This is a genomic window from Streptomyces sp. NPDC040622 (assembly GCF_055593965.1).
This window is the reverse complement of sequence record NZ_JBVIXD010000011.1, coordinates 105,354-118,608: the sequence shown is the minus strand read 5'-3', so window position 1 is coordinate 118,608 and position 13,255 is coordinate 105,354. Positions and strand designations below refer to the sequence as shown.

At 72.0% G+C, this 13,255-nt stretch carries 12 protein-coding genes; 5 read left to right on the top strand and 7 right to left on the bottom strand.

Translation table 11 applies throughout. The features are described from left to right. Nucleotides 1–126: 126 nt before the first annotated feature. The 6 genes from ACZ592_RS30720 to ACZ592_RS30695 form a co-directional block, all read right to left on the bottom strand. Complete coding sequence (locus tag ACZ592_RS30720) at nucleotides 127–1,116, bottom strand: zinc-dependent alcohol dehydrogenase family protein (RefSeq protein WP_471584940.1); 990 nt, start codon at nucleotides 1,114–1,116, stop codon at nucleotides 127–129. Next, complete coding sequence (locus ACZ592_RS30715; RefSeq protein WP_471584939.1) at nucleotides 1,113–1,973, bottom strand: carbohydrate ABC transporter permease; 861 nt, start codon at nucleotides 1,971–1,973, stop codon at nucleotides 1,113–1,115. The genes ACZ592_RS30720 and ACZ592_RS30715 overlap by 4 nt, the downstream gene beginning before the upstream one ends. Continuing rightward, nucleotides 1,973–2,926, bottom strand: a complete 954-nt coding sequence (locus tag ACZ592_RS30710) for a carbohydrate ABC transporter permease (protein ID WP_471584938.1) — start codon at nucleotides 2,924–2,926, stop codon at nucleotides 1,973–1,975. Before ACZ592_RS30710 ends, ACZ592_RS30715 begins: the two co-directional genes overlap by 1 nt. Then, complete coding sequence (locus ACZ592_RS30705) at nucleotides 2,923–4,290, bottom strand: ABC transporter substrate-binding protein (RefSeq protein ID WP_471584937.1); 1,368 nt, start codon at nucleotides 4,288–4,290, stop codon at nucleotides 2,923–2,925. Before ACZ592_RS30705 ends, ACZ592_RS30710 begins: the two co-directional genes overlap by 4 nt. A gap of 147 nt (nucleotides 4,291–4,437) precedes the next feature. Beyond that, complete coding sequence (locus ACZ592_RS30700) at nucleotides 4,438–5,208, bottom strand: DeoR/GlpR family DNA-binding transcription regulator (RefSeq protein ID WP_471584936.1); 771 nt, start codon at nucleotides 5,206–5,208, stop codon at nucleotides 4,438–4,440. Between the two features lie 212 nt (nucleotides 5,209–5,420). After that, a complete protein-coding gene (locus ACZ592_RS30695; protein WP_471584935.1) occupies nucleotides 5,421–6,230 on the bottom strand; it encodes an NAD-dependent epimerase/dehydratase family protein in 810 nt (269 codons plus the stop codon). Nucleotides 6,231–6,483: 253 nt separating this feature from the next. Between ACZ592_RS30695 and ACZ592_RS30690 the strand changes: the two genes are divergently transcribed. The 3 genes from ACZ592_RS30690 to ACZ592_RS30680 all read left to right on the top strand — a co-directional run bounded on the left by ACZ592_RS30690 (nucleotide 6,484) and on the right by ACZ592_RS30680 (nucleotide 10,124). Further along, nucleotides 6,484–7,464, top strand: a complete 981-nt coding sequence (locus ACZ592_RS30690) for a 5-dehydro-4-deoxyglucarate dehydratase (RefSeq protein ID WP_471584934.1) — start codon at nucleotides 6,484–6,486, stop codon at nucleotides 7,462–7,464. Continuing rightward, nucleotides 7,461–8,633: a hypothetical protein gene (locus ACZ592_RS30685; protein WP_471584933.1), complete on the top strand. Its 1,173-nt coding sequence runs from the start codon at nucleotides 7,461–7,463 to the stop codon at nucleotides 8,631–8,633. Before ACZ592_RS30690 ends, ACZ592_RS30685 begins: the two co-directional genes overlap by 4 nt. Before the next feature lie 141 nt (nucleotides 8,634–8,774). After that, nucleotides 8,775–10,124: a S28 family serine protease gene (locus ACZ592_RS30680; RefSeq protein ID WP_471584932.1), complete on the top strand. Its 1,350-nt coding sequence runs from the start codon at nucleotides 8,775–8,777 to the stop codon at nucleotides 10,122–10,124. 15 nt (nucleotides 10,125–10,139) lie between these two features. Here ACZ592_RS30680 and ACZ592_RS30675 read toward each other — a convergent pair whose 3' ends face one another. Further along, nucleotides 10,140–11,333 (bottom strand): MFS transporter, encoded by a 1,194-nt coding sequence (locus ACZ592_RS30675; protein WP_471584931.1) that lies wholly within the window; start codon nucleotides 11,331–11,333, stop codon nucleotides 10,140–10,142. Nucleotides 11,334–11,498: 165 nt separating this feature from the next. Between ACZ592_RS30675 and ACZ592_RS30670 the strand changes: the two genes are divergently transcribed. Together ACZ592_RS30670 and ACZ592_RS30665 are read left to right on the top strand one after the other, a co-directional pair. Continuing rightward, the gene (locus ACZ592_RS30670) at nucleotides 11,499–12,185 is read left to right on the top strand and encodes a TIGR03086 family metal-binding protein (protein WP_471584930.1); all 687 of its coding nucleotides are present in this window, start codon (nucleotides 11,499–11,501) and stop codon (nucleotides 12,183–12,185) included. Nucleotides 12,186–12,422: 237 nt separating this feature from the next. Beyond that, nucleotides 12,423–13,220, top strand: coding sequence for an HAD family acid phosphatase (locus tag ACZ592_RS30665; protein ID WP_471584929.1), 798 nt, complete (start codon nucleotides 12,423–12,425; stop codon nucleotides 13,218–13,220). Nucleotides 13,221–13,255: the final 35 nt, after the last annotated feature.

Sequence of the window (13,255 nt, the reverse complement as noted above, 5' to 3'; positions counted from 1 at the left end):
TTTTGTTCTTGGCGGGTGTACGGCCGTAGCGTTTCCTCCACCGACCCCCCCTTCCCCCCCCCCCCCCCCCCCCCGCGCCGGCAGCGGATTTCCACCCCGGGGCCCCGGGAGGAACGGCCCGCCGGATCAGGGCACCACGACGATCTTCCGTCCCGTGCCGGCGGCGAACGTCTCCAGCGCCTGCGGATAGGAGTCCAGCGGCAGCCGGTCGCTGATGAACACGTCCGGGTCGAGCACGCCGCCCGCGAACAGCTCGGCGGCCCGCTCGTAGCTGTGCAGGACCGCCATCGAACCGGTGATGGTGATCTCCTGGTTGTAGATCCGGTACGGGTCGATGTTCACGCGCGTGGCGTAGTCGGCGACGCCGAACTGCAGGAACGTGCCCGCCTTGGCGACCCGTTCGAGCCCGTCCTGGATCGCGGCCGCGTTGCCGGTCGCGTCGACGACGACGTCCCAGCCCTGCGGGCGCTCCAGTTCGTCCGGGCTCGCCGCGGAGCCCGAGACGCCCAACTGCCGTGCCGTGGCGAGCCGGTCGGCGTTCAGGTCCACGACGTCCACGCTGGCCGCGCCGGTCCGCTTGGCGAGCTCCAGCATCATCAGACCCATCGTCCCCGAGCCGTAGATCAGGACGTGCGCGCCGAGCCGCGAGCGCAGCACGTCGTAGCCGCGCACGGCGCAGGACAGCGGCTCGATGAGGGCGGCGTCCTGGGTGCGTACGTGGTCGGGAAGGCGCACGCAGTTGGCGGCGGGGGCCACCGCGTACTGGGCGGCGCCGCCCGCGGTGGTCACGCCGATCGCGGCCCACCGCTCGCAGAGGTTGCCCCGGCCGTCCCGGCAGTAGCGGCACTCGTGGCAGTGCAGTGAGGGGTCCACGGCGACCCGGTCGCCGACGGCGAGCGTGCGTACTTCGCTGCCGAGCGCGACCACCTCGCCCGCGAACTCGTGCCCCGGCACGACCGGCAGGGTGGGCGCGAACTCGCCCTGGAGGATGTGCAGGTCGGTTCCGCACAGGCCGCACGCGGCGACCTCGACGACGACGTCGCGGGGCCCCGGGGTGGGGTCGGGCAGCTCCCCGACGACGGCCTTGCCGACGGACTCGATGATGGCGGCCTTCACTTGACGGCTCCCAACGACAGGCCCTGGACCAGCTTGTCCTGGGCGGCGAACCCCGCGGCGAGCACCGGCAGGGAGATCACGAGCGACGCGGCGCACACCTTCGCCAGGAACAGGCCCTGGCTGGTGATGAAGCCGGTCAGGAACACGGGCGCGGTCTGGGCGACGACGCCCGTGAGCACCCGCGCGAAGAGGAGTTCGTTCCAGCTGAAGATGAAGCAGATCAGGGAGGTCGCGGCGATTCCGGGCAGCGCGATGGGCGCCACCACGCGCGTGAGGATCGTCGGCAGCCTGGCCCCGTCGATCTGCGCGGCCTCGATGACGGGCTTGGGCACCTCGGCGAGGAACGACTGCATCATCCACACCGCGATCGGCAGGTTCATCGAGGTGTAGAGCAGGACGAGCAGCCAGATGTTGTCGAGCAGGTCGGTGTTCTTGGCGAAGAGGTAGATGGGCAGGAGGCCCGCCACGACCGGCAGCATCTTCGTGGACAGGAAGAAGAAGAGCACGTCCGTCCACTTCTTCACGGGCCGGATGGACAGCGCGTACGCGGCCGGGAGCGCGAGGACCAGGACGCACAGCGTCGAGGCGACCGAGGCCACCGTCGAGTTGATGAGCGAGGGCCAGGGGCTCGCGCCGCCGCCCGAGCCGAAGAACTCGCGGTAGCCGTCGAGGGTGAGCGAGGCGGCGAGCGAGGGCGGGTTGGTCGCCGCGTCCTCCTCCGAGTGGAAGGAGGTCAGCGCCATCCAGGCGATGGGCAGGAAGAACAGGATCCCGGCGAGCCAGGCGGTCAGACCGAGCGCGGACCCACGCGCGCGGGGACGGGTCTTGCCCGGCGGATTCTTCACGGGGGCGGACATCAGCGGGACACCTCCTCACGGAACAGGGACGAGACGACCCGCAGAGCGAAGGTCGCGATGATGAGGGAGCCGATGACGACGAGCACACCCGCCGCGGAGGCGAGGCCGTTCTCGTGGGCCTGGTAGAAGCTCTGGTAGACCGTGTAGGGCAGGTTCGCCGTGCCGAGGCCGCCCGAGGTGATCGTGAAGACGGCGTCGAAGTTCTGCACGATGTAGATCGAGCCGAGGAGCGCGCCCAGTTCGAGGTAGCGGCGCAGGTGCGGCAGTGTCAGATGGCGGAACACCTGCCAGTTGCTCGCGCCGTCCATGCGGGCGGCCTCGATCAGTTCGGGGTCGCGGCTCTGCAGCCCCGCGAGCAGGATCAGCATCATGAAGGGCGTCCACTGCCACACCAGGGAGGCCTCGATGGCGAGCAGCGGGGTGTTGGAGATCCAGTCGGGCTGGCCCGCGGAGTCCCCGCCGATCCAGTGCAGCAGGCCGTTGAAGAGCCCGTACTCGGGGTTGTAGAGCACGTGCTTCCACAGCAGCGCGGCGGCCACGGGGACCAGCAGGAACGGCGCGATGAGCAGGGTGCGCACGAACCCGCGCCCCTTGAACTTCCTGTTCAGGAGCAGCGCGAGGGCGAGACCGGCGACCAGGCTCGCCAGGACCACGGAGGCCGTCAAAAGGATCGTGGTCAGGACGGACTTGCGCAGGTCGGGGTCGGTGAGGACCTCGCTGTAGTTGGCGAGGCCGGTGAAGCTGCGGGCGTCCGGGTAGAGGGCGTTCCAGTCGAAGAAGGAGATCACCAGGGTCGCCACGAACGGCAGTTGGGTCACGGCGATCATGAAGATGAGGGCGGGCAGCAGGGGCGCCCTGGTCGCCCAGGCGCGCAGCCGCCCCGGTGACTTCGGCGTCTGCGTACCGCTCACGCGCGCGTGAGCGGTGGTGGTGGTGCTCGCGGTGGCGGTCATCGTCCCTCGTACTCCTCGGAGATCTTCTCGGCGAGGTCCTGCGCCTTGTCCAGGGCCGAGTCGACGGACTGGCGTCCGGCGATGGCCGCGCTGATCTCCTGGGAGACCTTGGTGCCGAGGTCGGTGAACTCGGGGATGCCGACGAACTGGATGCCGGGCGCCGGGCGGGGCTGTACGCCCGGGTCGCGGGGCCTCGCCCCCTCGATGGCGGCGCGGGTGACGTCCTGGAAGGCGGCGGCTTCCTTGCGGTAGGCGGGGTTCGCGTAGGTCGACGCGCGCTTGCCGGCGGGGACGTTCGACCAGCCGATCTTCTCGCCGACGAGCTTCTCGTACTCCTTGCCGGACGCCCAGGAGATGAACTTCCAGGCCCTGTCCGGGTTGCGCGAGGCCTTCTGCAGGCCCCAGGCCCAGGTGTAGAGCCACCCGGAGCTCTTCGTCCGCGCCACGGGCGCGGACACATAGCCGATCTTGCCCTTGACCGGGGACTTGGCGGACTCCAGCGATCCCGCGGCGGCCGTCGCGTCGTACCACATGGCGGTCTTGCCCTGGGTGAGGTTGTTGAGGCACTCGGCGTACCCGGACTGGGCGGCGCCGGACTCGCCGTGCTTGCGCACGAGGTCCACATAGAAGCGGGTCGCCTTCTTGAACTCGGGGGAGTCCAGGCGGGCCTTCCAGTCCTTGTCGAACCAGGTGCCCCCGAAGGTGTTCACCACGGTCGTCAGCGGCGCCATCACCTCGCCCCAGCCGGGCAGTCCGCGCAGGCAGATGCCCTTCATGCCGGGCGTCTTGCCGTCCACGCGCGCGGCGAGGCCGGCCACCTGCTGCCAGGTGGGGTGTTCGGGCATGGTCAGTCCGGCCTTCTTGAAGACGTCCTTGCGGTACATCAGGAAGGACGACTCTCCGTAGAAGGGCTGTCCGTAGAGCTTGCCGTCGTTGCCCGTGAGGGACTGGCGCATCGGCGGCAGGACGTCCTTCTCGTCGTACGCCGTGTCCTTGCGCGCATACGAACCGACCTCGCGCAGCCAGCCGTTCCTGGCGTAGATCGGTATCTCGTAGTTGCTGAGCGTCGCGACGTCGTACTGGCCGGCCTGGTTGGCGAAGTCCTGGCTGATCTTGTCGCGGACGTCGTTCTCCGGCAGGACGGTGAAGTTCACCTTGATGCCGGTCTCCTTGGTGAAGTGGTCGGCGGTGAGCTTGCGCAACTCCACCATCTGCGGGTTGTTCACCATGAGGACGTTGATGGAGTCGCCGCCTGCACCGGACCCGCCGGCACCGGCCCAGCAGCCGGCGAGCAGCGGGGCGAGCAGCGCCCCAGCGGATGCCGCGGCGAGCGTGCGCGGCCTCCGTCGGCTCGGGGTTCGCATGAATCGCTCCTGGACATAGAGGGTCGATGAGGGGGTGTCGGGGCGCGCCGATGGCATGCGGAAGCCCGTGGGGTGCGCGCGACGGGGACAGCGGTGGGGACAGCAGCGGGGACAGGGGAGGACGTAGGGGCGGCGGATGGCGGGCCGTCAGGCGCGGACGACCTGCGGGCCGAGGAGTGAGTAGCGGTGTGCTTCGGAGGCGGGCAGGCGGCTGCTCGTGACGATCGCGTCGAGGTCGCCGATGCCGGCGAACCGGCAGAAGCTCGTCGCCCCGAACTTGGTGTGCACGCCCAGGAACACGGTGCGTCGGGAGGCTCTGATCGCCTGCGCCTTGACCTCGCTGACCGCGGGGTCGGGCGTCGTCAGGCCGTGCTCGCGCGAGATGCCGTTGGCGCCGATGTACGCCAGGTCGATGACGAACCCGGCCAGCATGCGGGTCGTCCAGTGGTCGACGGTGGCGAGCGTGCCGGGGCGCACCCGGCCGCCGAGCAGCAGGACGGTGATGTTCTCGGCCTCGGCGAGGACGCCCGCGGTGGCCAGTGAGGCGGTGACCACGGTCAGCGGCCGGCCCGCGGCGGCCCCGGGCAGCGCCTCGGCGATGAGCTGCGGGGTGAAGCCCTCGTCGACGAAGACCGTCTCGGCGTCGCCGAGCAGGTCGGCGGCGGCCGCGGCGATGCGCCGCTTCTCCGGGACGTGCATGGTCGTGCGGAAGGCGAGGGTGGTCTCGAAGCCCGCGCTCTCCACGGGGTAGGCGCCGCCGTGGGTGCGGCGGACCAGGCCGTGGTCCTCCAGGGCGCGCAGGTCGCGGCGGACGGTCTCCTTGGCGACCCCGAGCTCGCAGGCGAGCGCCGTCACGTCGACGGACCCGGAGTGGCGGGCCGCGTTCACGATCTGCCGCTGGCGCTCTTCCGCGGTCACCGGTGCCACCTTCTTCCCCTGGTTCGTGCCGTGCCCGTTCGGGCCCTGTGGGGAAGTTCTACAGCGCGGGCACGGGGGTGACCAGGCTCGCAGCGGCCACGATGCTGCCCGTTTGTGCCCGCTTGGTGGCGCGAGGGCCTGTGCGGCGGGCCGCGGCCGTGCCCGATCCAGGGGTGCGGGGTGCCCGCTTGGTGCCCGGACGTCCGGCGGCCTCAGTAGGGCCAGACCGGCGGGTTGGTGCAGAAGTGGCCGCCCAGGTGCGCGTGGTCCGGGTTGGCGGGGTCCAGGTCGCCCTGTTCGGCGACGAGCTTCGCGGCGTACGGCTCGGAGTCGTCCCGGGGCGCGTAGCCGAGCGCCCGCGCCGACGAGAGGTCCCACCACAGGCGGGTGTTGGCGGACGAGCCGTGGACCACGGTGTGCCGCACGTCGTCGGCGGTGAGGGCCGCGTGGAAGAGCCGCGCCCCGTCCTCGGGGCTCATCCAGACCGACAGCATCCGCACGCTCGTCGGCTCCGGGAAGCACGACCCGATGCGGACCGACACGGTCTCGATGCCGTGCTTGTCCCAGTAGAGCTGGGCCAAGTCCTCGCCGAAGGACTTCGACAGGCCGTAGAAGGTGTCGGGCCGGCGCGGGGTGTCGACGGGGATCAGCGGGTCCTCGCCGCGCGGGCGCGGGGTGAAGCCCACCGCGTGGTTGGAGGAGGCGAAGACGATCCGCCGGACGCCTTCCTCGCGGGCCGCCTCGTAGAGGTTGTACGTCCCCTCGATGTTGGCCTTGAGGATCTTGTCGAAGGTGGATTCCAGGGAGATGCCCGCGAGATGGAGGACCGCGTCGACCCCGCGCACCGCCTCGCGCAGCGCCGCCCGGTCGGCGAGGTCGGCCGTGATCGCCGCCGGTTCGTCCGCCACGGGACGCAGGTCGAGCAGACGCAGGTCGTATCCGTACGCCGGCAGCAGCCCGCGCATCAGGGTGCCGAGGCCGCCGGCGGCGCCGGTGAGCAGGACGGTGCGGGGAGCGGGCATGCGGTTCTCCTCGTGCGGCCGTATGTATCCACGGACAGGATTCACATTTATGGACACGCTAGGGATCTCCGTCGTGCCGCGTCAAGAGTGCGGCCGGGTGGTGCCGGGGTGGCGTCGAGGTGCTTGCGGAGTCGTGAAATCCGCTCGTGCGCGGGGAGTTCGTGCGCTTGACCGGGCCCGAGAGGGCGCCTTAGCGTGGTCGCGTTCAGGGATATGGACATGAATCAGAAACGTGCACGACTAGGGAGAGCCCGTGACGTCAGCCCCCCTCGCTTCCCGACTCCGCGTCCCCAGCGGGCCGCTGTTCTTCCCGGTCACCGCGTACGGACCCGACGGCGCTCTCGACCTCGACACCTTCCGCACCCATGTACGGGCGGGCATCGACGCGGGCGCGGCGGCCGTGTTCGCCTGCTGCGGCACGGGCGAGTTCCACGCCCTGGCCCCCGAGGAGTTCCAGGAGTGCGTCGCCGCCGCCGTCGAGGTGACGGAGGGCCGGGTGCCGGTCGTCGCGGGCGCCGGGTACGGCACCGCGCTCGCCGTGCGGTACGCGCGCCTCGCCGAGGAGGCGGGCGCCGACGGACTGCTCGCCATGCCCCCCTACCTCGTCGTCGCCGAGCAGGAGGGGCTGATCCGGCACTACACCGAACTGGCCGCCGCCACCTCCCTGGACGTCATCGTCTACCAACGCGACAACGCGATCCTCACCCCGGAGACGGTCGTCGCCCTCGCACGCGCGGACGGCATCATCGGCTTCAAGGACGGCCTCGGCGACATGGACCTGATGCAGCGCACGGTCAGCGCCGTGCGCGGCGAGGTGCCGGGCGACTTCCTGTACTTCAACGGCCTCCCGACCGCCGAACTGACCGGCCTCGCCTACCGCGGCATCGGCGTGACCCTGTACTCCTCGGCCGTCTTCTGCTTCGCGCCCGACATCGCGCTCGCCTTCCACCGCGCCTTCAACGCCGGTACGCCGGAGGGGGACGCGATGGTGAATCGCCTCGTCGACGGCTTCTACCGGCCCTTCGTGGAACTGCGCGCCCTCAGCCGCGGCTACGCCGTCTCCCTCGTCAAGGCGGGCGTGCGGCTGGCCGGCCTGGACGTCGGCCCCGTGCGGCCGCCGCTGCACGAGCCCGCCGACGAACACGTCAAGCGCCTCGCCGAACTGGTCGAGCGGGGGCGGGAGCTGCTGCGGGACGATCTGCCGGGCGCGGGCCCCGTGGGGAGCGGCGCGTGAAGACGTCCGCGTTCCTCTACCCCTGGGACGTCGTCGGCGACCCCGACGCGCCCGCCCGTCTCGCCGCCCTCGGCATCCGGCAGGTCACCCTGGCCTCCGCCTACCACTCCACGCGCGCGCTGACCCCCCGCCACCCGCGCCACCGCGTCGTCACGGCCGCGCACGCCGCCGTCCTCTACCCGCCGGGCGAGCGCTGGCAGGGGCGTGCGCTGCGGCCGTACGCCGCCGGGGAGTGGGCGCCGGGCGATGCCTACGGAGAGGCGGCCCAGGCCCTGAACGACGCAGGCATCGACGTGCACAGCTGGGTGGTCCTCGCCCACAACTCCCGCATGGGCGACGAGCATCCGGCGACCTCCGTCGTCAACGCCTACGGGGACCGCTGTCCCTGGGCGCCCTGCATCGCCCAGGGAGCCACGCGCGCGTACCTGGCCGACCTGGCCGCGGAGGCCGCCGTGCGCCCCGGCACGCGCGGCACCGAGCTGGAGTCCTGCGGCTGGTACGGTCTCGCGCACCTGCACGCCCACGACAAGATCGCGGGCGTCCCCCTCGGTGAGGCGGGGCAGTACCTGATGTCGCTGTGCTTCTGTGCCTCCTGCCGTGCGGGGTACGAGGAACACGGCCTGGAGCCGGACGAGTTGGCGATCGCCGTGCGCGGCGCCCTGGAGCCCCTGTGGCGCGGCGGCGCTGCGGAAGGGGGCTGGACGGCCGTCGAGAAGCTCCTCGGGGCGGACCGGGCGGCGGCCACGCGCGCGTGGCGCGAGAAGACGGCACGCACCCTCCAGGAGGCCGCCGTCGCCGCCGTCCGCGCGGCGGCACCCGCCGGCTTCCCCGTCCTGCTCCACGCCGACCCGGTGCCGTACCACTGCGGGGCGAACGCGGGCGTCGATCCGGCGCACGTCCTCACCGTGGCCGACGGGGTGGTCGTGCCCTGCACGGGCGGCGCGCACCTGCTGACGCCATTCGCCGAACAGCGCGTGGCCGGGGCGGTCCTGGCCGCCAACCTCACCGTGGTGCGCGGCATGGGCGGCAGCCCCGCCACCCTCGCCACCGACGCGGCACGCGCCGCGGAGCTCGGCGCCACGCAGCTCAGGCTCTACCACGCGGGCCTGGCGTCGGACGACGACCTCGCCCACGTCGAAGCGGCCCTGCCGGACCTGCAGGACCCGTAAGCCCCCAGGCCCCCCCAGGCCCTGTAGGTCCCGTGGCGGCTCTGTCTGCTCTGTCTGCTCTGTCGCCGGGGGAGTGATCGCCGCTACGATCCAGGCACCACAGCCGTCACTCCCGTGTCAGCGGGACAGAGGGGGGAACAGGTGCGCAACAAGGGGATATCCGCGCTGGTCTGCGCGGGAGTCATGGCGGGCGCCGCGGTGCTCGGCGGCGCGGTGCCCGCCGCCGCGCAGGCGGCAGCGGCCGGGGAGCGCGGCGCGGCGCCCGACATACGGGAGCGCCTGGCACGCATACCCGGCCTGACCGTGGTCTCCGTGGCCGACAAGGAGGGCTTCCCCCTCTACACGCTGACGTACAAGCAGCCCGTCGACCACCGCAAGCCGCACGGCGCCACCTTCACCCAGCGCGCCACGCTCTGGCACAAGGCCACCGACAAGCCGACCGTCCTGTACACCGGCGGCTACACCCTCGCCGGCGGCACGGCCTCCCTCACCAAGCTGATCGACGCCAACCAGGTCAGCGTCGAGCACCGCTACTTCGCCGAGTCCCGCCCCGCCGGCGCGGCGGGCGACGACTGGTCCAAGATGACCGTCGAGCAGGAGGGCGCCGACGAGCACCGCCTCACCCGGGCCCTGCGCGGCATCGAGAAGGGCAAGTGGCTGGGCACCGGCGCCAGCAAGGGCGGCATGACGGCGACCTACCACGAGCGCTTCTACCCCAAGGACCTCGACGCGGTCGTCGCGTTCGTCGCGCCCAACGACGCGGACAACCGCGACGACAGCGGCTACGAGCGCTTCTTCAAGACGGTCGGCACCAAGGAGTGCCGGGCCGCGCTGAACGCCGTGCAGCGCGAGATGCTCGTACGCCGTGCCGCGCTGCTCCCCAAGTTCGAGGCCGACGCGAAGACCAACGGCGACACCTTCGAGGAGACCCTCGGCACCACCGACCGCGCCTACGAGTTCGCGGTCCTGGACCAGGTGTGGAACTTCTGGCAGTCCGGCACCGAGGCGGACTGCCCGACCGTGCCCGACGCGAAGAAGGCCACCGACGACGAGCTCTACGGCTGGTCGAAGAAGCACGGCCTCAGCGTCTACCAGGACGAGACCCTCGGCACCAACGGCTCGGGCCCCTACTACCGCCAGGCGGCCACCCAACTCGGCTGGGCCGACCTCCGGTTCAGCCACCTCAAGGACGTCCGCCATCACCCGGACATCTACCAGCCGAACTCGGTGCTGCCCGCCGCCATGCGCGGCACGTACAACAACAGGACCATCGCGGGCGTCGACCAGTGGGTGAAGACCCGCGGCCAGCGCATGATGTTCGTCTACGGCGAGAACGACCCGTGGAGCGCGGAGAAGTTCACCCCGAGCCGCCACGACTCGCACCGCTACGTCGTACCGGGCGCCAACCACGGCGCATCGATCGCGAAGCTCCCCCCGGCCGAACAGACGGAGGCCGTCGCCACCATCAAGCGGTGGGCGGACGTGAAGTAGCCGGAGCCGGGTGGCTCAGGCGGACACCCGGGTTTTCGACGGCCTCAGCAGGGGCGCGGCGATCAGCAGTCGCGCCCCCGCGAGGACCGGCAGCAGGACGCGGTGGTCGACGGTCTCCACCAGGGCCGCGCCCGCCGCGATGCCGAGTGCCGTCGGGGTGAACATCAGCGTGCCGGCGGTCGCCGCCACCCGGCCGAGCAGCGCGTCCGGCGTCTCGCGCTGGACCGCGGTGAGGCCCGCGATCAGTACGCAGGGCAGGCCGACGCCGTTGAGGAGCTGGCCCGTGAGCGCCGCCGCGTCGTGCGGGAGCGCGACGAGCACCGCGGACGCGGCCGTCACCGCGATGCCCGCGCCGCCGAACCGCCGAGCGCCGAAGCGCCGCATCAGCGCGCCCGAGGCCACGCCCACGGCGACGGAACCGACGCCCTGGGCGACGTACAGCACGCCCGCGTACGAGGGGGAGCGGCCGAGCCCCTCGATGATCGGGTAGACGGTCGCGCCGGTGATGCCCGACGTCAGCATCGTCAGGCCGCCGGCCAGCACGAGGGGCCGCAGCCGTTCGTGCCCCCACACGTACCGCGCGCCCTCGGCCGTCCGGGTGCGCAGCGACGTGCGCTCCGCCACCGGCGCGCTCTCCCGCACCCGCAGCAGCGCGAACATGCCCGCCGCGAGCACGAACGTCACCGCGTCCAGGAGGGCGACCCGCGCGCCCCCGTACGCGGCGAACAGGCCCGCCCCCGCCAGCGGCGCCACCAGCTTCATGCCCTCGTTCGCGGACATCCGCAGGCCGTTGAAGTCGCCGAGCACGTCCTTGTCGACGGCGGTCGCGACCAGGGCGGCCTCCGCCGCGTCGGTGACGACGCCGCACGCCCCGTACACCACGAGGACCGCGAAGAGGATCCACAGCCGTCCCGCGGTGTCGACCGTGAACAGGGACAGGAGGAGTGCGCCGAGCGCCAGGTTGGCGGCCACCAGGAGCGGCTTGCGGCGCGTGCGGTCGGCGAGGGTGCCCAGGAGCGGGCCGATGAGGGTGGGGGCCCACAGGGCGAACTGGCAGAGCGCGGCGAGCCCGTCGGACCCCGTCAGCTCCTTCACCCAGATCCCGGAGACCAGCCACAGCGCGGAGCTCCCGAAGCCCGAGACCACCACCGCGCCCAGATACAGCCCCGCGTTGCGGTCCCGCAGGACGCGCCCGATCGTCGTTGTCATGTCCGGAGATGCTGGTTCCTAAGGCCCCCGGCGCGGTATCGGGCGGATTCCCCGGAGGGCGGCGATGAGTTCACGGGCCGGGGCGGGTCTACCAGGGGAGAGGTACCGAGACAGCCGCCTTACGGCGTTCGACAGCGCGGCCCGACGACGCAGGAGAGCCCTCCCATGAGCGACACAGACATCGACGGCGGCACCGACGTCGGTGATGACGGCGGTACCGACAGCGACACCGGTCTCCTCGACCTCGGCCCGCAGGCCCGCCTCGTGGCCCAGGTCGCCGCGCGCGTCAGCGACGAGCAGCTCGCCGCGCCCACGCCCTGTCCCGAGTACGCGGTACGCCACCTCCTCGGCCATGTCATCGGGCTCGCCCAGGCCTTCCGGCTGGCCGCGGGCAAGGAGTCGGGGCCCGCGCTCGACCAGGACCCCGGCAGCGTCATGCCGGACATCTCCCCGGACTGGCGCACCGAACTGCCCGAGGCCCTCGACGACCTGGCCCACGCGTGGCGCGACCCGTCGGCCTGGCAGGGCATGACCCGGGCGGGCGGCATCGACCTGCCGGGCGAGGTCGCGGGCCTCGTCGCGCTCGACGAACTCGTCGTCCACGGCTGGGACCTGGCCCGGGCCACGGGGCAGGCCTACGCGCCGGACGAGGCGAGCCTCCAGGCGGCCCGGGCGCTCCTCGCCCCGGCCGGGCACGAGGACGACGGCCGGAATGCGGACGGCGAGAGCGGTGGCGGCGGGAGCGAGGGCGGCCTGTTCGGGCCGACCGTCCCCGTGCCCGACGGCGCCCCGCTCCTGGACCGGGTGATCGGCCTCAGCGGCCGTGATCCCGGCTGGCAGGGGCGGGGTTGAGGGGTCCGGCCCGCCGCGCGGCGGGAGGCGGCGCGGGAGCGCGACACGGCGGGCCGGACCACGCACGCCCGGGGCAGGGGCACGAGGGACCAGGAGGGACCACGCACGCCCCAGGGCGGGGATCAGGCACCTCAGGTATGGATCAGGTAAAGGGTCGGTCCATGGTCTCCCCACGGGCGGGTCGATGCGCGTAGACAGTCCTTGACCTGCCCGAACCCTGATGCGGAGACGCAACACATGCGCAAGTCCCTACGCGTGGCCGGCCTGGCCACTGCCTGTACCGTCGCCGGCGCCGCCCTCTACGCCACCGGCGCCGCCACCGCCGACCAGGCGCGTCCGCGCCCCACCAAGGAGCCCCACAACATCGGCCTCCTCGTCGGCGAGATCGACGCGTACTACGGCGCGACCAAGGGCGCGGACGGCGTGTGGCGGTCCTCGCCCGACAGTCCGTACGCCAAGGACCTGGCCCGCATTCAGGCCAAGGCGAAGAAGGACATCAAGAAGGCGGCGCGGGGGGCCCACCACGGCCACGGCGACAAGCCCGCGATCGTCCTGGACGTCGACGACACGGCGCTGCTCAGCTTCGACTACGAGAAGTCGGTCAACTACACCTACAACAACGACAGTTGGGATGCCTACGTCAAGGCGGCCAAGCGCCCCGCCGTGTTCGGCATGCCCGAGCTGGTGTCGTACGCCAAGAGCAAGGGCGTCGAGGTCTTCTTCCTCACCGGTCTGGCCGAGTCGCAGCGCGAGGGTGCCGTCACCAACCTCGCCAGGGCGGGGTACGACACGCGTCTCGACCGCACCCACGTCTTCACCAAGGACAAGGCGAACCCGCCGGCCTACCTGAGGCACTGCGCCACGCCCGCCGCCTGGAAGTGCGACACCGTCCAGTTCAAGGAGGGCACCCGCAAGCACATCGAGTCGACCGGCTACACCATCGTCGGCAGCTTCGGCGACCAGGTCTCCGACCTCGCGGGCGGCTACGCGGACAAGACGTACAAGCTCCCCAACCCGACGTACTTCGTGGGCTGATCCGGCGCCGGGGCCGACCCGTACGGGGACGCCCT